The following is a 20,172-nucleotide window of genomic DNA, read 5'->3' as shown; positions in this document are numbered from 1 at the left end:
GTGCAGCTATATCGTTTCGAGGTCTCCGGCTCGCACCCACCCGACCTTGCCATCCTCGAGCACGATCTCGATCCACTCGTCGGATCGCCGGTCGATGCGGACGACGGCCCCCTCGTGGATGGTGAACAGCTGCAGCGACGGATCATCGGAGGGCGCGCTCTGGACCGCGGTCTCGGTCCGGAGGATCACGCCGCGCTCGGCCCGTCCGATATCGAACTCGCGGATGAGGAGATTCGCCCCGAAGACGAGTGTGAGGACGGTGGCCGTCGCGGCGACGCGCCCTGTCCACGGACGCGGCTCCCTCGCGAGCAGTTGATGGAGGAGGGCGGAGGCGAGGGCGAGATAGCCCACCGTGACGATCGCGATCAGCCAGCCACGAGGCACGAGGCGCACGGCCCAGCTCACGACGCGCGGCACCCAGAAGCCGGGGAGGGGCGTGATCTGGTCGGCCGTGAGGGAGCGCGCGAGTTCCAGGTTGGCGCGCACGCTCTCGTCGCCCGGAAGTTCGACCCGGGCCCGCTCGTAGAAGAGGATCGCGCGGCCCAACTCGCCGAGCTTGAAGTATGCGTTTCCGATGTTGTAGTGGAGGTCGGCGCTGTCCAGCCCCTCCTCGAACAGCCCGAGCCAGGCGTCGAGGGCGCCCTCGTAGTCCCCCGCCTGGTAGAGCCGGTTCCCCTCCTGGAACCGGTCGGCGGCCGACGCCGCGTCCGACAGGGCCGGAGCTTCCTGCAGGCTGGCGAGCCCGGCCGCGGAGGTGCCGGCCGCGAAGGCGCTGGCCGCAAACCCCAACGGGAGTGCCGCCAGCAGTAGCCGGCGCGGCCGAGGCCGCCGGCCCGCACGCGTGCGTTGGGTGGTTCGGCGCGGCATCAGCCGATCTCCCGGGCGAGCGCCGACAGCACCGACTCGGCGCGGGCGAGGAAGGCGCGCCGCTCCCCGATCTCCGCGCCGACCGGGGCGAAGCGCTGCCGGTCGCACGCGTCGAGGACGGCGAAGAACTCGTCGGCCGTGGTGGCGCGGGCGCCGCGGCCGGCCAGGGCAGGGCGCAGATCGTCGCGGATGATGCCGGCGGCCGAGGTGTCGAGCTTGTCGGCCGCGTAGCCCTCGAGCGCCCGGGCCGTCTCGGCGTAGAAGGCCCGGGCATCTTCGCCGCCCGCGAGCCGGGCCGCCCGGGCCAGGCGCTTCCGGGCCACGCGGGCCGCCCGGCGGTCGCGCGCGTACGCCTGGTCGCCCGCGAGCCGGTCGCGCCGGCGCCGCACCCCGGCCGCGCCGGCGATCATGCCGAGCGGCGCCAGCGCGACGACCCAGAACCAGGCCTGGTCGAACAGCGTCTCGCCCCGGCGGCGGAAGCGCGGCGTGTCGATCCGGATGAAGCGGATGTCCGAGCGCAGCGCCTCGACCGAGCCGCGCGCGCGTGCCCCGGGCAGCGCGTCCACGACCGCCCGGCCCGTCACCCTCAGTTCGACCGGGTCCGCCGATGCCGTCTCGTACCGGCCCGCCGCCGCGTCGAAGTACCCCAGGTCGACGCCCGGGACGGTCAGCGTCCCCGGCGCGCGCGGGATCAGCACGTATTCCCACGTGCGGGTCCCCGACACGCCCGCGTCCGTGGTGCCGAGGCGGTCCGTCACCTCGGGCGGAAAGGCCTCGACCGTGGGCGGAAAGGCGAGTTCCGGCGGCGCCAGCGCCTTCAGGTTGCCGGAACCGGATACCTCCACGCGCAGCGTCACCGCCTCGTTCGCGGCGAGGCTGTCGCGGTCGACCGAACTCTCGACCGCGAGGTCCCCCACGAGTCCGGTGAACCCGGCGGGCCGGCCCTCCGCCGGGAGCGGAAGCACCTCGATCTCTATCGGGCGCGAAGCGGCTCCCGTCGATACGACTGCTCCGAACAGGGAACTCCGGTCGAAGAAGCCACCGAAGATCTCGTCAAAGCGGTCCCGCGACCGCCGCTGCACGCGCACCTGGGCCTCGATCGCGAGCGGCTCGAGCGTCTTGGTGCCCGGTCCGGTCGGGTACAGCGCTACCTTGCGGATGAGCGCCGTGGCGTACGCCTCGCCGTCCCGCACCACCTGCTCGACCCGCGGCTGTTGCGGCAGTTCGAACTCCTCGACCCAGAACCCCGGCGTCGGCGGAAGACGCGTCACCCCGTACGAACTCACGTTGACGCGCGTGTAGAGCCGGTACTCGACGATGACGGGCTCGTTCTCGCGTACCTGGCGCTTGTTCGGCTCGGCGACGACGAACAGGTCGTCCGGGCCGATCGTCCCCGAGTCGGCGGGCCGTTGCGCAGGTGCGCCCCCCGAGCCCGGTCCCGGCGGCGGGGTCGGCGACACCCGCAGGCTGAGCGGCTCCGTGCTCAGCGTCCGCCCGCTCGCCGCCACCGCCACGGGCCCGATCTCGAACGTCCCCTCCGCCGTCGCCTGAAAGCGGTACTGCACGGTGAGCGAGACCGTCGTCCGTCCGTTCACGATCCGGACCGAAGTCTGCGTCCCGCTGCTCAGGAAGGCGGCGAAGGCGCTCATGTCGGGGAGCACCGGGTCCTGGTCGAACCGCTGCACGCCCTCCAGCACGACGTTGAGCGTGAAGGTCTGCCCGATGCCGACCTCCCCCCGGTCGAGATGCGCGGAGGCCGTGACGTCCTGCCCCGCCAGAACGGACGGGGCCAGGGCGCAGGCCAGGAGCCACGCCGGCGCGGCGGGCGCCCGGCGGAGCGCGAACGAAAGGACCCTCATCACCAGTCCCTGCGCGGCCTCGTCCCGCGCGCGGCGGTTCGCGGCTTCCGATTCACTTCGTCCTGATCCTCCTGAATCGCGTCCAGCAGACGCTCCGCCTCTTCCCTCGTCATCTCCCCCGGCGGCGGAGGTCCGCCCTCGGGCGGTGGCTCGGCGTCGTCCGGGTTCCGCTCCTGGTCCTGCTGCTCCTCCGGGTCCTGCTGCTCCTCCCGGTTCCGTTCTCCCCCCTCGGGCGGCGGTTGTCCCTCGTTCTCCTGTTCGTCTTCCGGTTCGTTCTCGCCGTCACCCTGTTGCTGTTGCTGTTGCTCCCGCATCAGTTCGAGTACGCGCTCGAGGTTGTGCTTGGCGTCGACGTCCGCCGGGTCCGCGCGCAGCGCCTGCTTGAACGCCTCGAGGCTCTCGGGCAGGGCGCCCTGCCGGTAGAGCGTGTTCCCGAGGTTGTACCAGGCGGCCGCGGCGAGTTGCGGGTTCCCGCTCTCCACGGCGGCGCGGAAGGACTCCAGCGCGGACTCGTAGTTCTCGCCCCGGTAGAGCGCGTTCCCGTCGTTGAACCGGATGATGGGGGAGTCGGGAGCCTCGAGCAGCGCCTCGAGATACTTCTCGTGCGCCTCCGCGTACCGTCCCTCCTCGTAGAGGCGGTTCCCCTCGCGCGTCTCGCCGCGCCCCGCCTGGCCCCGGAGTTCGGCCGCCCCCGCGACCAGGAGGGCGACGAGGGCAGTGAAAGCCGTCAGGGCCGCCCGAGCCGCGCGAGCCGCCCGAGCCGCGGTGACGGGGAGCGACGGAGGCCGCCGGATGTCGATGCCGCCACGCTTCGTGCTCACGAAAACCTCCCTCTCCAGGCTCGTACCGTCTTCTTCCGGTCCGTCCACAGACTCTCCAGGAACAATAGGAGAATCGCGGCGCCCAGGAAGATCTGAAACTGTTCCTCGAACTGCGTGACCTCGCGGGCGTCAATCTCCCGCCCGCCAAGCGACGCGATTTCCTCGATGAGGGCCGTGAGTTCGCTTGCTTCGGGGGTGCTGCGGAACAACTGTCCGCCCGTCCGCGCCGCGATCTGCCGCAGCGTCGTCTCGTCGAGTCGTGTGGTGATCACGGCTCCCGTTTCGTCCCGCTTGAACCCGCTCGGCCGGCCGGCCGCGTCGAACTCGGGGATCGGCACGCCGTCCGTCGAACCCACACCCACCGTGTGAATGATGACCCCGGCGTCGAGGGCCCGCTCGACCGCGGCCTCGATCCCTCCCTCGTGGTCCTCGCCGTCCGTGACCGCGATGATGAGCCGCTCCTCGACCGGCGCGTCGGAGAAGGCGTCGAGCGCGAGTTCGAGCGCGGCCCCGAGGTCGGTCCCCTGTATCGGCACGAGGTCCGTGTCCATCGCGTTGAGGAAGAGGCGCGCCGCCCCGTAGTCGGAGGTGAGGGGGCTCTGGACGAACGCCTGTCCGGCGAAGGCGATGAGGCCGATGCGGTCCCCGTCCAGCCGCTCGATGAGGCGCTGGATCTCGAGCTTCGAGCGCTGCAGACGGTTGGGGGCGATGTCCTCCGCCAGCATCGAGGTGGACAGATCGAGCGCGACCACGATGTCCATGCCCTCGCGGCGGACGGTCTCCACGCGCGAGCCGAACTGCGGTCGCGCCATGGCCACGACCGCGAACCCCACCGCCGCGAGCACGAGCACAGCCTTCCAGAAGCGGGCCCGCGGGTTCACGGTTCGGCTCAGCTGCCGCACCAGCTCCACGTCTCCGAAGCGGGCCAGCGCCCGGCGTCGCAGCGCCGCCCCCCGCCACAGCAGCGCGACCGCCAGCGGGATCAGCGCCAGCGCCACGAGAGCCGTCACGAAACCGAACCGGAACACGACCTACACCACCTCCTGTCTAGGGCAATCTTCTGAGGACGGTCTGCGCGAGCCCGATCTCGAGCAGCAGCAGGCCGAGTCCGGCGGCGAGCGGGAAAAGGAACAGTTCGCCGTAGCTCGTGAAGCTCTCGACGTCGATCTCGGTCATCTCGAGTGCGTCGATCTCCTCGTAGATCCGCTCGAGGCTCTCGCGGTCCGTGGCGCGGAAGTACCGCCCGCCGGTGACCTCGGCGACCTCCGTCAACGTAGGTTCGTCCACGTCCACCGGGATCGAGACGAGCCGCCGCCCGAATACGGGGTCGTCGACGGGGACGGGCGCCGTGCCCCGCGAGCCGGCCCCGATCGTGTAGACCCTCACCCCCAGCGCCCGGGCCATGCGGGCGGCCGTGGCCGGGTCGATCTCGCCCCGGTTGTTCCGACCGTCCGTGAGGAGGACGATGATCCGCGACTCCGCCTCGCTCGACTCCAGCCGCTTGAGGGCGGTCGCGAGCCCGAGGCCGACCGCGGTGCCGTCCTCGACCATCCCCACCTCGAGTTCGGCCATCACCGAGGAGACCGCGGGGTGGTCGATCGTGAGCGGGGCCTGGGTGAACGCCTGCCCGGCGAACACGACGAGCCCGATGCGATCGTTGGGGCGCCGGGCCACGAATTCCGCCGCCACTTCCTTGGCGGCTTCCAGCCGGTCGGGTGTCAGATCCTGTGCGAGCATCGAACTGGAGATGTCGAGGACCATGACGATGTCGATCCCCTCCGTCGACACGTTCTCGACCGTGGAGGCGGACTGCGGGCGGGCGAAAGCGACGATGAGCGCGGCAAGGGCGAGAAGTCGCAGCGCCAGCGGCACATGCCGCGCCCGGCCCGTGCGCTCGGCCCCCGCGCGGCGCAGGAGCGCGAGATCGGGGAATCGCAGCGCCCCCGCCTTCCGGCCGCCCTTCGCGAGATGACGGTACGCGAGCGCCGGGACGAGGAGCAGGAGCAGGAGAAAGGCGGGGTCCTCGAAGCGGTAGATCATGGGACCGCCGCCTCCACCGGCTCGGGCTCGGCGGCGGCGGGCGGTACGAACTTCGTCCGCTCCACCAGTTCCCGCGCGTCCGCGAGGGTGCGGCGGCACGTGCCGGCGTCCGGCCGCTGTTTGGCGAACTTCACCAGATCGCATGCCTCGAGGAAGCGCTGGAAGTCGGTCCGCGTCGCGGGATCGACGCCGGCGCGTCCCAGGCTCGAGATCACGTCCGGCGTGATCATCTCGAGCGCCCAGATTCGGTACCGTCCCTCCAGATAGGCACGGAGGATCCGGGACATCGCGATGTGGTACCGCTTGATCTCACCCCGCTCCAGGAGGGGGGACGCCGCGAGCAGGTCCAGCGCCTCGAGGGCGACCTCGTGCGGCGGGCGCTCGGGCTCGGGGGGCACGGCCCGGTCGACGTCGGGCCCGGCCCGCCGACGTCGGAACCACCAGTAGCCGAGGCCGGCGAGCGCCAGGGCGAGGAGTATCCACGGCCACAGGAGCAGCCAGTTGAGGGCCATCGCGCGCGGGCCCTTCACGTCGCGGATGTCCCCGCCCTCATCGAGTCCGATCGTCGTCACGCCGATCTCGACCGGATCGGTGGAGACGGTCACGCGTCGCTCCGCCCCGTCCGAGAGTTCGAGGTCGAACGATGGAAGCTCGAGTTCGCCGAGTTCGAACGCGGTCACGCGGAGGACTGCGGGTGTGCGCGCACCGGCTCCCTCCGCCACCGGCTTGCCCACCTCCAGGACGAGCGCCTCGAACGGTCCCAGCGGCAGGGAATCCGGCCAGCGCACGGACAGGTCGGCCGGGTGTTCCACCGACAGCCGCAGCGAGAGCGGGTCGCCGACGTGGATCTCCGTCGTGTCCGCCTCGATCGTGACCCGCGGCGTCTGCCCGCGCCCGTCCTCGACCGCCGCCGCGAGGCCCGAGAGGGCCAGCCCGGCCCCCACGACCGCGGTCCGCCACGCGCGAGGAACCGACCCGCGCGTCATGCCCGCCGCCCCCGTTCCTCGAAGAACCTCATCAGCGGCCGCAGGTACGGGCACCCGGGGCTCAGGTCCACGACATCCACCTTGCCGCGCCGGAAGGTTCGATCCTGCCTCGCGCGCTCCTCCGCCCCCTGAGTATCGAGGGCCGCGCGGAACTCCCGGTCCGAGGTGTCGACGATGAGCCGCTCGCCGGTCTCCGCGTCCTCGAGTTCCATGAGACCGATGGGGGGAAGCTCCGCCTCGCGCCGGTCCCGGACGCGGAGCGCGATCACGTCGTGCCGGCGGCCGGCCACGCCGAGGGCCTTCTCGAACGGCTTCGACACGAAGTCGGACACGACGAAGACGACGGCCCGCCGCCGGATGATGCGCGACAGGTACTCGAGTGCCGCGGCGAGATCCGTCGTCCGCCCTTCCGGCTCGTGGTACAGCATCTCCCGCAGCACGCGCAGCACGTGTCGCCGTCCCTTGCGGGGCGGGACGAACTTCTCCACGCGGTCGCTGAAGATGATGAGCCCCACCTTGTCGTTGTTCTTGATCGCGCTGAAGGCGAGCAGCGAGCACACCTCCACCGCGAGATCTCCCTTCATGCGCTCCCGCGTGCCGAAGTCGCCGGAGGCGCTCACGTCGACGAGCAGCATGACCGTCAGTTCGCGCTCTTCCTCGAAGATCTTGACGTGCGGGGTCCCCGTGCGCGCGGTGACGTTCCAGTCGATGGTGCGGATGTCGTCGCCGTAGTCGTACTCGCGCACCTCGGCGAAGTTGATCCCGCGTCCCTTGAACACGGAGTGGTATTCGCCCGAGAACACCTGGTCCACGAGGCCCCGGGTCGTGATCTCGATCCGGCGCACCTTCCTGAGGATCTCCCTCGGAATCATCCGTCGCTCTCCGTCGTCCTCGGCCTGCCCGCCAGCGACCCGCGGCCCGGCTAGGGGACCTCGACGCTGTCGAGGATGCGGTTCACGACATCCTCGCTCGTGACCTCCTCGGCCTCCGCCTCGTACGTGATGAGGACGCGGTGGCGCAGGACATCGAGGGCGACCGAGCGCACATCCTCGGGCGTCACGTAGCCGCGGTGCCGCAGGAAGGCGTGCGCCCGGGCCGTCCGCGAGAGGCAGATGCTGGCCCGGGGCGAGGCTCCGTAGGCGATGAGGTCCGCCAGATCCTCGAGCCCGTGCTCGGCCGGCGCGCGCGAGGCGAAAACGAGTTCCACGATATACCGCTCGACCTGCCGGTCCATGTAGATGAGGTCGACGGCGCCGCGGGCCCGGAGGATCTCCTCCGGTGTGACGACCGGCCGCGTCTCGGGAGCGGAGCCGACGCCCATGCGCCGCATGATCTCGAGTTCTTCGTCCTTGTCCGGATAGCCGACGGAGAGCTTGAGCATGAACCGGTCGACCTGGGCCTCGGGGAGCGGGTAGGTGCCCTCCTGCTCGATCGGGTTCTGCGTGGCGAGCACGAGGAAGGGGTCGTCGAGGGGGAAGGTCTCATCCCCGATCGTCACGGTGCGCTCCTGCATCGCCTCCAGCAGCGCCGACTGCACCTTGGCGGGAGAGCGGTTGATCTCGTCGGCGAGGATGATGTTGGAGAAGATGGGACCCCTGCGGGTCTGGAACTCGCTCCGCTTGGGGTCGAAGATCAGCGTCCCGATGAGGTCTGCGGGGAGGAGGTCCGGCGTGAACTGGATCCGCTGGAAGCCGGTGTCGATCGCCTGCGCGAGCGTGCGCACGGTGAGGGTCTTCGCCAGGCCCGGCACGCCTTCCATCAGCACGTGACCGTCCGCGAGGAGGCCGATCAGCAGCCGCTCGACCATGGTATCTCTGGCCCACGATGACGCGCCCGACCTCGTCGACCAGCCGTTCGACGAAGGCGCTCTCCTCGCGGATCTTCTCCTGGATCGCTTCGATGTCGTGACTCACGTCGGCTGTTTCCTCTCCTCGCAAATGTGCGTCGGATGTGTGTCGAATGCGTGACGGCGCTCCGAGCGCCGGTGACCGGAGCGGGCGTTTGGATGGACATCTTATCGAATTCTCGCGTTGCCCGGCGGGTCGGCCGCCGGACGTCCCTGCGTTGACGCGAGCCGTCGCGGCGGACACCCTGAGATGGACCCTTCGCGAGGAGCGCCGGCATGCAGGACACCCTGGAATCGAGCCCGGAATCGAGAGCCGTTCACCGCCGTGACCTCCTCCGCTGGCTCGCGGCAAGCCCGCTCCTGGGGGCGCTGGGGGCCTGCGGCGACCTGAGCCTCATCGGTCGCGCGCTCGCGCAGGAGGCGCCGTCCCGGTCGCTCGACGACCTCGTCGCGTCGGCGCAGGAGGCGCTCGATGTGTTCGACCTCGAGAAGGTCGCCGCGCAGACGGTGCCCACGGCGCACTGGGGCTATATCAAGACGGGCGTCGACGGGGAGGGGACGCAGGCGAACAACCGGGCCTCGCTGGAGCGAATCTACCTCCGCGCGCGCCGCCTGGTGGACGTCTCGAACATCGACATGCGCGTGTCGATCTTCGGCCGCGAGTGGCCGACGCCGCTCATGATCGCGCCGGCGGGGAGCCAGGGCGCCTTCCACCGCGACGGCGAACTGGCCACGGCTCGGGCCGCGGCGGCCCGCAACCACCTGCAGACGCTCTCATCCGTCAGTTCGACGGGGGTCGAGGCGGTGAACGAGGCGAGGGGCGAACCCGTGTGGTATCAGCTCTACGCGCCCCGCTACTGGACGGCCACCGTCGCCCTCATCGAACGGGTCCGCGAGGCCGGCTGCCCCGTGATCGTGCTTACCGTCGACCTCCTCGGCGGGAGCAACCGCCTCACCCTACAGCGCTACGGGCGGATCGACGATCGCAACTGCGACAGCTGCCACCGGAGCGGGGGGCGGGCGGACCCCGTGAAGCCGATGTACGAAGGGCTGCCCCAGGGTCCGCCGGACAGTGGCGGGCCGACGATGACGTGGGACTACGTCCACCGTCTGCGCGACATCACCGACCAGCGGATCGTCGTCAAGGGCCTCGTCACGCGCGAGGACGCGGAACTCGCGCTCGAACACGGCGTGGACGGGATCTGGGTCTCGAACCACGGCGGCCGCGCGGAGGGGAGCGGGCGCGCGACGATCGACGCGCTCCCGGAAGTCGTCGAAGCGGTAGCGGGCGAGATCCCGATCATCGTCGACGGGGGCTTCCGCCGCGGGACGGACATCTTCAAGGGCATCGCGCGCGGGGCTACCGCGGTCGCGATCGGGCGTCCCTATCTGTGGGGGCTCGGCGCCTTCGGCCAGACCGGCGTCGAGCGCGTGCTCGAGATCCTGATCGAGGAACTGCGCATCACGATGGGTGCGGTCGGTACCCCGTCCCTCGCCGACATCGGCCCCCACTCCATCGGCGTCGACTGACGAGAGAACGTTCCCGCGGGAACGTGAAACGACTGCTTCAGGGGCCGATGCCAAGACTCATCGCGAGGTACCCCAGCGCGATGAAGATGATGGGGAGCAGCGTGACGCCAACCGCGACGGTCACGGCGGCCCGGAAGAGCAGGGGGCCGGCGGGGAAGAGTTTGCGGCCGAAGAGCTTCTGGAGTGCGATCTCGGCTATGGGGCCCAGCGTGTAGGATACGTTCGCCGCGACCAGCCAGAATATGCCGGAGCGGACCCAGAACAGGGGCTCGAAATCGCCGTTCAGGCCCATGATCAGCGAACCGATGGTCACCGTCACGAACCCGGTTCCGCCGATGGTCAGGTTGTAGGGCAGACGGCGCTTCTCCCACCAGCCGATGATCGCCCCGACGCGACGCCTGGCAGGAGCCGGATAGAGGAAATCACCGAGCGCGGTGCCTCCGGGGACGATGCCCCCGGACGAGGGGCCGGATGGCAGAGCGAAATCGGTCGTGGTTTCGCGCTCCATCACAAGCCCAGAATCATCGCGACGGTTCCGATCATGAACAGGAGGATGGGGAGCAGGGTGACGCCAACGGCGAGGGTCACGCCCGCGCGGAAGAGGAGGGGACCGGCGGGGAGGAGGCGTCCGCCGAACATCTTCTCGAGCGCGATCTCGGCCACGGGACCCAGCGAATAGCACAGGTTTGCCATCACGGCCCACCAAATGGCCCCGCGGAACATGTCGATCGGTTGAAGTCCGGCCACCACCGCCGAGACCACCATGCCGAACGTCATCGTCACGAGTCCGGTTACGCCGACGACGAGGTTGTAGGGGAGGCGGCGCTTCTCCCACCAGCGGATGATCGCCCCGACCCGACGCTCCGCGGGGGCCGGGTAGAGGAAGTCCGCGAGGAAGGTGCCGCCGGGGACAATGCCCCGGGTAAGTCCGCCGGCAAAAGAGGTCGAATCGGTCGGGGCGTCGTGCTTCATGCCTGGCTGGTCTCGGGCTCGCGTCGGGGTTGAGGCGGTGGCGGCCGGCCTCCCGGCGCGGCGGTTCTCGCCATGATACGGCGACCCCCGTGCCTGGGTTCCCTCGGCCCTTGCCCTGGGCGCGCTCGGGCTCCCGGAGCGGTGGCCGGGCGCCGGCGGTTGGCGGTGACGAACCGTGCGCCCGTGATCGCCCCGTACACGGCCCCGAAGCCGGCGCCGTCTCCGACGAGAAAGCCGAGCACGCCCACGCCGAGCGGCCCCGCCGCGACGAGGCCCACGACGCTTGCCAGCGTCCACCAGCCGGCCTGGGTGACGCGCCGCAGAATCAGCCATTGGACAATCCCGAACGCGCTCAGGCCCGCGAGGCTCCCCACGATCCCCCCCAGGGCCTCGCGCCCGTTTGCGGAGAGGAGATCCAGCACACCCAGGGCGATGGCGCCGCCGACGAGTCCGGCAGCAAGGGTCGCCGGCACCCACCAGTCGGCCCAGGGCGACCGCCGCCGCAGAACGAGCCACTGCCCCGTCGCGATCGCACCCAGCACCCCACCTGCGGCGACGGCCCCGAGTACGGCCTCGCCCATCGCCGTTCCCACCACCCGCGCCGGAATCACGCCCACCGCGCCGCCGATGGCGCTCGCAACGACCCACAGGAGCCACAGGCCCCACCCGCGACGACTCGTCAGTGGGCCGCTAACGCTGGAGGCGCAGCACGAACAGACCCTCACGCATGCTGGTGACGACCAGGATGCCGCTCTCGAAGTACGGGTAGTTCGACCACGAGCCCCAGAGCTCCGAGCTGTCAGTTTCCGGCACCGTGTCGAAGAAGCCGAGTTCCACAGGATTGTCCCTGATGGAGATGTCGAGGATCCTGATCCCGAAGTTGTAGTTCGAGTGATAGATGAGGTTGCCGCGGACGTAGAGGTTGTGGTCGGTGGCGCTGTTGGGCCCGTAGTGCTCTCGGACGAGGACGGGATCCTCGAGATCCGCCAGGTCCCAGACCAGCGTGCGGGCTGCCGGGACCATGTTGTAGTACTCGTCGAGTTCGTCGTTCTGGTAGAAGAAGCGGTGTGCTTCGTCGAGCCAGCCCTGGTGGGCGTACCCGACGCGTGGATACGCGCCCGTGGAAAGCGTCTTCGGATTCGACTTGTCGGTAACGTCCGACACGACCACGTGGGTTTCGTTCGACCCGACGCAGATCTCACGTCCCGCGTACGTCGCGTCCGGACCGCGGTAGACGACGCACTGGACATCGTGCGTGTAGCCGGTACCACGGAAGCCGGTGCCGGCGGCGGCGTGACAACCCGCGAACCTGGGCGCCGTCGGGTTCGAGACGTCGACCATGTGCAGGCCGCCCCCGCAGGTTTCCCCGCCGTCCGCACTCCCGACCAGGTAGGCGAACCCCGTCTCCTCGTTGATGGCGATGTTGTGGACGGAACTCACCCGGGTGTAACGCGCGTCCCGCCGGAGTTCGGTGAACTCGTCGAGGCCCCGCAGCCGGGTGAGGTCGAGGATGTGAACGCCATGCCCCCTCGCGGCGTCGGCCACGATATAGGCGTGATCCGCGTACACCTTCACATCGCGCCAGAGACTCGGAGCCGTTGAGGAAGAGAGGAAGGCGACGGGCCGCGGATCCGACGGATCGGAAAGATCGACGATCGACAGTCCGTCGTTCCGCCCCACGAGCGCGTACTCCGTTCCGGTGAGGGGATCCGTCCAGCCCCATACGTCGTTCAGATCGTCGGCGGGCCGGCCGGGCCGGAGTCCACTGGGGGACACCTGGCCCACAAGATCCACGCCCTCACAGGGGTAGCTATCGGCTCTGCCATCCACGCACCTCACCGCGCGGGCGGACTGACGGACGGAGACCGCGACGGTTCCGCCGGCCTCGCCGGACGTGGCGGTCACGGTCGCTTCGCCTTTCCCGGCTGCGGTGACGAGACCCGTCCCGTCGACTGCGACGATGGTGGCATCGCTGGAGGACCAAGCCACTCCCGGGCTCTCGATCAGGCTGCCCCCGGCGTCGCGCACAGTGGCCGAGAGCCGCGTCGTGTCCCCGGGGGCCGCGAGCGTCAGCGGATCCGGCGAGACGGCCAGAGAGGCGGCGGATTGGCGAACAGACACGGGGATGGTCCCGTCGACCTCGCCGGAGGTGGCCGTAACACGCGTCTCGCCGTTGGCAATGGCCGTGACGAGCCCGGTCGCATCCACCGTGGCGATGGTGGGGTCGCTCGTAGACCATGCAACCTCTGCCCCCGGGACGTCGTTGCCGCCGGTGTCGCGAAGCATTGCTACGAGTCGGGCGGTGTCGCCGAGAGCCGCCAGACTCAACGTTTCGGGAGAAACGGCGACCGAGGCGGCGAACTGACGGACGGAAACCTGCACCGTCGCGTTCGCCTCGTCCGACGTGGCGGTGACGGCGGCCTCGCCGTTGGCAACGGCGGTGACGAGCCCGCCCGCGTCCACCGTGGCGACGGCGGTGTCGCTGGAGGACCACGTCACCTGCGCACCTTGGAAGGGGCTTCCGAACTGGTCGCGGATCTCCGCCGTGAGGCGGACCGTCTCGCCGAGCGCCGACAACTCCACGGTGGCCGGACTGATCGAAATCGAAGCGGGTCGCGGCGGCTCCGGGGGGTCGGGTGGAGTCACCGGATCGGTCGGGTTGTCTCCGCACGAGAGCACGGCCAGGAGGGCGAGGCCCGATGCGAGGATCCGGACGGGTCGTTTCGAGAGCATGGTTACTGAAGGTATGACACTGCCCCGGGGGCCGCGTGCGACCCCCGGAGCTTCCCGCGAGAGATGGAGGTCAGCGCAGCGAAGCCGTCAGGTCGCGGATCGCGTCGGCGAGGAGCGCCAGACGCCGGGCATCTCCCGGCCCCTGGGCGTTGGCGGCGCGTCGCGCGTCCACGTCGAGTTCGTCGGCCACCGCGTTCAGTTCGTCGAGCGTGGCGCCGCGCTCCGTGCCCGACTGGCTCTCGGCCTGGTCGAGCAGCGCCGCGACGCGCTCTCCGCGCTCGACCTGGATCCCGTTGCCGCGCTGCATCTGGATGAGGTAGGAGCGTGCCACCGCGAAGCTGGCGGGCCAGGCATAGACTTCCTGGTTCTGCACGTTGGAGTCGCCGACCATCACCGACATCGCCGCGTCGACCTCGGCCTGTGAGAGGTGCTCGCTCGCCGCCAGCTGGAACACGTCCACGCCACGCGCGATCTCGGCGCCGTAGATCGATCCGTTGTGCCAGTAGGCCGACCAGTAGCCGCCGCTCAGCATCTCTACGGCGTCGAGCGGACCGCGGTCGAAGTAGGCGATCTCGAACGGATTCGCCGGGTCGGTGAAATCGAAGATCGAGAGGCCGCCCTGGTACCACCCCTGCACCATGATGTCGCGGCCCGGCACCGGGATCATGGAGCCGTTGTGGGCGACGCAGTTCTCCTGCTCCGTCTGCGGCACCGGCAGCTTGTAGTAGCCCGCCAGTTCCATCTTGCGGTCGCGGATCGTGAAGATCGCGTTCGCGCCCCACGTCTCCGGGTCGGAGCCGCGGCACCGGGGGGCTCCGCCGCCTCCCCATTCGTCCGTGAAGACGATCGCGGTCCCGTCGTTGTTGAAGGTGGCCGAGTGCCAGTAGGCGAAGTTCGGATCGACCACCTGGTCGATGCGCACCGGATTCTCGGGGTCGGAGATGTCCAGCAGGATGCCGTTCCCCGAGCAGGCCCCGGCGGCGAGGCCCAGATCGGAGCGCACCGTGATGTCGTGGCACTGGTTCGTGAGACGTGACGACTGCGTGCCTTCGCCGTGGTCGCCTCCCGCCCACAGGCCCGCGATTTCCCCCGTCTCGGGATCCGCGAAGATGCGCGGCATGTTCACGACTTCGGCGTTCTCCGGCGCGTCCACCGGCACCTCGATGATTTCGATCCTGAACAGCGCCGTGCGCTCGTCCTCCTCCGCCGGCAGGCCGGAGCAGCCCTCGAGTTCAGTGCCCGAACGCACGCGGCCCGTGCCCGAGACGTAGATGTAGACGTGTGAGTCGTCGTTCGGATCGGTGACCAGCGTGTGCGTGTGGGAACCGCGGCACGTCTGCACGGTCTTCACCTGCCGCGGATTCCCGATGTCGGAGATGTCGAAGATCCGGATCCCCTGAAGGCGTACGGTGCTGACGCTGTCCTGTACCCCTTCCGTGCCGCAGTCGAGTCGCGCCGACGTCTGCTGGACCGACATGAAGAGGAGGTTCTCGTGTACGCTGACGTCACCCTGCCCGCCGGGGCACACGACCGCGACGACGAGTTCGGGTTGCGCGGGATCCGAGGCGTCGAACACCTGGAAACCCCAGTAGCTGCCCTGGAAGACGAAGTTGTCCTGGAAAGCCAGGTCCGAGTTCGTCGGGCCGCGTCCGCCGGCCTCGTCGGTGAGGAAGGGATCGGGCTTCGGGAGGCTGATCAGCCGCTCGAGGTTGCCGATCGCCATGCCGGCATCGTGCAGGCCCGGGGCGAGCCCGATGCGGGGGTCGTCGGGATCCCATTCCCAGACGGCCTCCGGGGGCGGCGGCGGCGGGTCCTGAGCCGCGAGGGCCTCCACGCTCGCCACCCAGGCGAACGCCAGAGCCGACGGGAGCGCCGCCAGGCCGATCCGCCGCGGCGCCATCAAGATCTCTCTGCGTGACATCTTCCTACCTCCCGTGAAACGCCAATGAATGGTCAGGGGATCCTGTTCAACATGTCGCGCATGCGCAGGATCTCCATGTCCTGGTCCGCGTCCACATCAGCCGCGAACCGAAAAATCTCGGTCTCCTGACCTCCGCCCGGACTCCCGAACAACTCGGCCACCATGGTCAGCGCGCCCGCATGATGCTTGATCATTCCTTCCAGGAAGAGCCGGTCGAACCCGGAGCCGCGGGCCGCGGCGAGCGCGGTCATCTCCGCGCGCGACAGCATGCCCGGCATGAGTTCGCCCTCGCCGAGCCCGTGCGCGTGCCCGGCGCCCATCATGGGGGCCGCCTCCCCCCTCCGTTCGAGCCAGCGCGTCATCCAGGCGATCTCGTCTCGCTGGGAGATCTCGATCCGGAGCCCCAGCAGGTGCAAACCCTCGTGATCCGTCCGCTCCGGGATCAGGGCGGCCATCTCCAGCGCCTGGGCGTGATGCGGAATCATCCCCTGCATGAAGCGCACGTCCGCCGGCGTGTGCGTGACGTGCTCGAGCGCTGCGGCTTCCGCGACGCTGAGGACGCGCGAGGCCTCGCCGGGGGCGCCGGGCTGGACCGTCCGCACCTCGCCGTCGCTCGCGGCGGAACGGCACGCCGCGAGCGCAAGGAGCAGGACCCCGATCCCGTGCCTGAACTTCATTCCGGAGCCCTCCACCCGGCGGACCGTTAACTGTCGTCCTGCGTGGCGAGTTCGGCCCTGGCCGCGCGCACCATCTCGCGCACATCGGCCAGCAGCTGCTTCGCGTCGTAGACGATCCCGTCCTTGATCGTGAACTTGATGCCGCCGACCCGCTCCACCTCGCCGGTCTCGTCGTTCAGCTTCACCGCGCCGGTCCCGTACAGGACCTTCAGATTCTCGAGCGGGTTCTCCTCGACGACGACGAAGTCGGCTTTCAGGCCGGGTCGGATGAGGCCGAACTCGGGCGGGAGTCCCTTCGGGTCGTTCAGTTCCTGTGCCCCGTACAGCGTGGCGGAACGGATGACCTCGACGGGGTGGAAGCCCGCCTCGCGCAGCAGCTCGAACTCCCGGATGTAGTCGAAGCCGTACAGCTTGTAGATGAAGCCCGAGTCCGAGCCCGTCGTCACCCGTCCGCCGCGGTTCTTGTACTCGTTCAGGAACTCCATCCACACCTTGTAGAAGTTCCGCCACGCGACCTCGTCCTCCGAGGTCCAGTAGAACCAGTACGAGCCGTGCGCCGCGCGGCTGGGCTGGTAGAAGTCCATCTGGCTGGGGAGCGTGTACTCCTCGTGCCAGTCCGCGTTGCGGGCGCGCATCACGTCGCGGCTCGCCTCGTAGATCGTCATCGTCGGGTCGAGTCCGAACCCGAGTTCGAGAAAGCGCTCCTGGAGCGCGTTCCAGCTCTCGGAGCCCGGACCGCCGATCTGATCCCAGAGCCGGGCCACGCCGCCGAAGCGGTGCTGCTCGTTCTGGTAGTTGTAGTCGAGCGGCCAGTCCTGGATGCTGTAGTCCGACAGCATCGACTCGAACAGCCCGTAGTAGTGCGTCATCATGTCCAGTCCGACCTCCGCCGCGTCGAGCGCGGTCATCCGCCCCACCCCCATCTGGCCGAGGTGGGCCACGGTGCCGAGCCCGTGCTGGTGCGCCTCGTCGATGAGCGCCTCCATGATCGGGGGGTCGTAGGAGCCCAGCTTCAGGCCGTCGATCTTCTGACCCTCGACCTCCTGTGCCGCGGCCCACCGCACCCATTCCCGCGCCTTCTCCGCAGAATCCACCGGCCCCTCATCCCAGGCTTCGCCGGGTCGCACGTAGGTGTACATGCGCGGGGCGACGATCTCGTTACGGGCGGCCTTCGCCTTCTCTTCCAGCGCCCACATCATCGGCCCGTGGCCGACGCCCCGGGAGGTCGTGATCCCGTGCCCCATCCAGAGCTTGTACACGTACTCGGGCTGGGGCGCCTTGGGCACGCCGCCGGTGTGCGCGTGCATGTCGATAAACCCCGGCATGACGTAGTGCCCGGACAGGTCGATCTCGTGCACGTTCGCGTCCGGCCGGTCTTCGACCTCGACGTCGGGGCGGCGATCCTCATTGATGTCCAGCCCCGGGAACCCGACGCTGCGCACGGATGCGATGCGGTCGCCCTCGATGACGATGTCGACCGGACCCTGCGGCGGCGCTCCGGTACCGTCGATCACCGTGACCCCTCGCAGGATCAGACGGTCGTACGGTCCGTCGCCTTCGTCAGCGCCGCGAGGCGTCGTTTCGGGACGCTCGTCGTCCTGGGCGTGCAGGGCGAACCCCGGTCCCGCCAGCAGGAGGATCGCCGCGGCGAAGAGGGAGCTCCGGCATTTCCAAGTGGTCCTCATGATCTCTCCATCGGTTGGCCCCCGGGGGTCAGGAAGTCGCCGTCACCTCGGCGATGTTGCTTTCCCGGGGCAGTCTTATCCGGAACTCGGTGAATTCTCCCGCTTCGCTCTCGACTTCGAGTTCGCCGCCATGCCCGACGACGATATCGCGGGAGATCGACAGTCCGAGGCCCGTCCCCTGCGTACCGGACTTCGTCGTGAAGAAAGGTTCAAATATCTTCCGGATGATGGAATCGGGGATCCCGGTTCCGTTGTCGCGTATCGTCACGATCACCTCGTCCCCGCGGTCCTCGGTCCTGAGCAGAACGGTGGGCGAATAGGAAGCGTCGGCTTCCTCTCGCCGGGCCGCCGTGGCGTGACACGCGTTGGTCACGATGTTCAGGAAGACGCGACTGAGGTCGCGCGAGATCCCCGTAATCTCCCCCGCGTTCTCATCGAATTCCCGAACCAGCGTGACGTTGAAGGCGGAATCGGTGCCGCGGAGGCCGTGGTAGGCGAGCTTCGCGTACTCATCGACGACCTGGTTGACGTCGATGGGCTCGGCCCGCCCCGCCTCATCTCGCGAGTGGGCCAGCATACCCTCGACGATGCGGTCGGCGCGGCCGCCGTGCTCCCGAACCTTGCTCACGTTCATGTCGAGGTCGCCGAGAATCTCGTCCACCAGCTCCCGGTCCAGTTCACCGTTCTCGCCGACCGACTCGGCAACCTCCTCCTTCAGCTCCTCGATCAGCTCCCGTGAGAGGACGGCGAAGTTGTTCACGAAGTTGAGCGGATTGCGGATCTCGTGTGCGATCCCCGCCGTGAGCGCCCCCAGCGACGCGAGCTTTTCCTGCATGACGACCTGCTGCTGCGTGCGACGGAGCCGTTCGAGCGTCTCCTCGAGGGCATCGTTCTTGGCCTGGACTTCCCTGGCGAGCTTCTCCACCAGATTGAGCCGCTGCACCTCGAGGGCGTGCTGGCGGAAGACCTCCAGCGCCCCCGCCATGTCGCCCACCTCGTCGTTGCCCTCGATCCGCACCTTTGCCTCGAGGTCGCCCTCGGACATGCGCCGGGTGGTTTCGAACAGGCTGCTCAGGCGCAGGATGAGGGGTTGGCCGAACGCCTTCCAGGCGATGCGAGCCGCGCCGACGGTCAGCAGGATCACGCCGAGCAGGAACCAGAACCCCAGCCGCACGAGGAACTGGGAGCGATTGGCCGCCTCCCGGGCGGTCATCTGGACGCGCTCCATGAGCGCTGCGACCCCGATGTCGAGTTCCGCGGTCGTCAGCCGGTTGCGCGTCAGCAGCTCCTGCGCGCGGCCGATCTCCTCCAGTTCGCGCCGCCGCGTCTGGAAGATGCCGGTGGGGCCTCCCCACAGCTCCTCGAGGGCGCTCACCTCGATAGCCAGCGTGTCCCTCAGCGGGGGGCGGATCTCCGGGAGCGACTCCTGGACATCGCTCAGCGCCGTCTCCACGCGTTCGCGATTGGCGCGCAGCAGCGCCGCGTCCGTCTGCGTGAACGCCTGCTGGATCAGCGTCGTCGCCTCGTTCTCGGACGCCTTGAAGCTGAGGAGGCCCGTAAGTTGCTCGATTTCGTCGAGCGCCTGGCGCCGTGAGACGGGAGCCGGAACGTCCTCCAGCTCACGCAGTCCGGTGTGCATGAAGAAATACTGGTCGTCGATCGCCTCCTCGAGCCTCGATCGCAGCCGCAGACCCGACGCCTCGACGGTGGCCTGCATCTCCCCGAGTTGCGCCTGGTAGGTCATCCGGTTCCCGACCGACTCGTGGATCTGGTTGATGCTCGCGACCAGATCCTCGGCGAGATCCTCGACCCCCTCGTCCGCTCCGGCCTCGCTCGCAACCTGCCGGACCCAGAGCTGGAGGCTGTCCTGTTCAAGCAGCACGCCGGCCCCGACCTCCTCCAGAGCCGCCGGGTCGGCGGCGGCCAGAAGCTGCGGCGACGCCCGCACGAGCGCCTCGCTGTGCTTGGTCACCTGGTGGCCGGCGACCAATGCCGGGATCTGTTCGTCCGCGACCTCGCTCTGCCCGCGCTGCACGATGCTCATCAGCACGAGGGCGAGGAGGATGGCGCCGATCGTGAGGAGTACGCCGCCGCCCAGCCCGACGACGATCTGGCTCCCGATCCCGAAACGACCGCCCGTCGCCTTTCGAGCCCGCTCGCCGAGTCCGCCCGGGATCCGGGTCAGGATCCATTCGAAGGCGCGGTAGATGCGGTCGTCACCGGTGGTCATCGGGC

Annotated in this window: 16 protein-coding genes and 1 pseudogene; 1 reads left to right on the top strand and 16 read right to left on the bottom strand. The window is 69.4% G+C overall.

The annotated features are described in order from the left end of the window. Window positions 1-6 precede the first annotated feature (6 nt). The 8 genes and pseudogenes from ACOQPP_RS09905 to ACOQPP_RS09870 all read right to left on the bottom strand — a co-directional run bounded on the left by ACOQPP_RS09905 (window position 7) and on the right by ACOQPP_RS09870 (window position 8,486). The gene (locus ACOQPP_RS09905) at window positions 7-867 is read right to left on the bottom strand and encodes a tetratricopeptide repeat protein (RefSeq protein WP_419165434.1); all 861 of its coding nucleotides are present in this window, start codon (window positions 865-867) and stop codon (window positions 7-9) included. Further along, complete coding sequence (locus tag ACOQPP_RS09900) at window positions 867-2,726, bottom strand: BatD family protein (protein WP_420636421.1); 1,860 nt, start codon at window positions 2,724-2,726, stop codon at window positions 867-869. The genes ACOQPP_RS09905 and ACOQPP_RS09900 overlap by 1 nt, the downstream gene beginning before the upstream one ends. Next, window positions 2,726-3,547, bottom strand: a complete 822-nt coding sequence (locus ACOQPP_RS09895) for a tetratricopeptide repeat protein (protein ID WP_419165432.1) — start codon at window positions 3,545-3,547, stop codon at window positions 2,726-2,728. The genes ACOQPP_RS09900 and ACOQPP_RS09895 overlap by 1 nt, the downstream gene beginning before the upstream one ends. After that, window positions 3,544-4,575, bottom strand: coding sequence for a VWA domain-containing protein (locus ACOQPP_RS09890; RefSeq protein WP_419165431.1), 1,032 nt, complete (start codon window positions 4,573-4,575; stop codon window positions 3,544-3,546). The genes ACOQPP_RS09895 and ACOQPP_RS09890 overlap by 4 nt, the downstream gene beginning before the upstream one ends. 19 nt (window positions 4,576-4,594) lie before the next feature. Beyond that, entirely contained in the window at window positions 4,595-5,587 is a 993-nt protein-coding gene (locus ACOQPP_RS09885) for a vWA domain-containing protein (RefSeq protein WP_420636420.1), read from the bottom strand. Beyond that, window positions 5,584-6,573: a hypothetical protein gene (locus tag ACOQPP_RS09880; protein WP_420636419.1), complete on the bottom strand. Its 990-nt coding sequence runs from the start codon at window positions 6,571-6,573 to the stop codon at window positions 5,584-5,586. The genes ACOQPP_RS09885 and ACOQPP_RS09880 overlap by 4 nt, the downstream gene beginning before the upstream one ends. After that, window positions 6,570-7,445 carry a DUF58 domain-containing protein gene (locus ACOQPP_RS09875; RefSeq protein ID WP_419165428.1) on the bottom strand — a complete coding sequence of 292 codons (876 nt, stop codon included), beginning with the start codon at window positions 7,443-7,445 and terminating at the stop codon, window positions 6,570-6,572. The genes ACOQPP_RS09880 and ACOQPP_RS09875 overlap by 4 nt, the downstream gene beginning before the upstream one ends. 50 nt (window positions 7,446-7,495) lie before the next feature. Further along, window positions 7,496-8,486, bottom strand: a pseudogene (locus tag ACOQPP_RS09870) (AAA family ATPase). Window positions 8,487-8,695: 209 nt separating this feature from the next. Between ACOQPP_RS09870 and ACOQPP_RS09865 the strand changes: the two are divergent. Further along, entirely contained in the window at window positions 8,696-9,949 is a 1,254-nt protein-coding gene (locus tag ACOQPP_RS09865; RefSeq protein WP_419165426.1) for an alpha-hydroxy acid oxidase, read from the top strand. A 37-nt stretch (window positions 9,950-9,986) separates the two neighbouring features. Here ACOQPP_RS09865 and ACOQPP_RS09860 read toward each other — a convergent pair whose 3' ends face one another. The 8 genes from ACOQPP_RS09860 to ACOQPP_RS09825 all read right to left on the bottom strand — a co-directional run bounded on the left by ACOQPP_RS09860 (window position 9,987) and on the right by ACOQPP_RS09825 (window position 20,167). Beyond that, window positions 9,987-10,457 carry a hypothetical protein gene (locus ACOQPP_RS09860; RefSeq protein WP_420636418.1) on the bottom strand — a complete coding sequence of 157 codons (471 nt, stop codon included), beginning with the start codon at window positions 10,455-10,457 and terminating at the stop codon, window positions 9,987-9,989. Continuing rightward, window positions 10,457-10,921, bottom strand: coding sequence for a hypothetical protein (locus ACOQPP_RS09855; protein WP_420636417.1), 465 nt, complete (start codon window positions 10,919-10,921; stop codon window positions 10,457-10,459). Before ACOQPP_RS09855 ends, ACOQPP_RS09860 begins: the two co-directional genes overlap by 1 nt. Further along, window positions 10,918-11,532 (bottom strand): hypothetical protein, encoded by a 615-nt coding sequence (locus ACOQPP_RS09850; RefSeq protein ID WP_420636416.1) that lies wholly within the window; start codon window positions 11,530-11,532, stop codon window positions 10,918-10,920. Before ACOQPP_RS09850 ends, ACOQPP_RS09855 begins: the two co-directional genes overlap by 4 nt. A 79-nt stretch (window positions 11,533-11,611) precedes the next feature. Next, window positions 11,612-13,654 carry a choice-of-anchor B family protein gene (locus tag ACOQPP_RS09845; protein WP_420636415.1) on the bottom strand — a complete coding sequence of 681 codons (2,043 nt, stop codon included), beginning with the start codon at window positions 13,652-13,654 and terminating at the stop codon, window positions 11,612-11,614. Between the two features lie 70 nt (window positions 13,655-13,724). Continuing rightward, the gene (locus ACOQPP_RS09840) at window positions 13,725-15,575 is read right to left on the bottom strand and encodes an LVIVD repeat-containing protein (RefSeq protein ID WP_419165420.1); all 1,851 of its coding nucleotides are present in this window, start codon (window positions 15,573-15,575) and stop codon (window positions 13,725-13,727) included. Window positions 15,576-15,607: 32 nt separating this feature from the next. Then, a complete protein-coding gene (locus ACOQPP_RS09835; RefSeq protein WP_419165419.1) occupies window positions 15,608-16,252 on the bottom strand; it encodes a DUF305 domain-containing protein in 645 nt (214 codons plus the stop codon). A gap of 26 nt (window positions 16,253-16,278) precedes the next feature. Next, a complete protein-coding gene (locus ACOQPP_RS09830) occupies window positions 16,279-17,937 on the bottom strand; it encodes an amidohydrolase family protein (RefSeq protein ID WP_419165418.1) in 1,659 nt (552 codons plus the stop codon). A gap of 28 nt (window positions 17,938-17,965) precedes the next feature. Next, entirely contained in the window at window positions 17,966-20,167 is a 2,202-nt protein-coding gene (locus tag ACOQPP_RS09825) for a sensor histidine kinase (protein ID WP_420636414.1), read from the bottom strand. Window positions 20,168-20,172: the final 5 nt, after the last annotated feature.

It is taken from the genome of Candidatus Palauibacter sp., from assembly GCF_965222475.1.
Lineage (GTDB): Bacteria > Gemmatimonadota > Gemmatimonadetes > Palauibacterales > Palauibacteraceae > Palauibacter.
The sequence above is the reverse complement of the archived record's forward strand: the minus strand, read 5'-3'. Positions and strand labels throughout refer to the sequence as shown.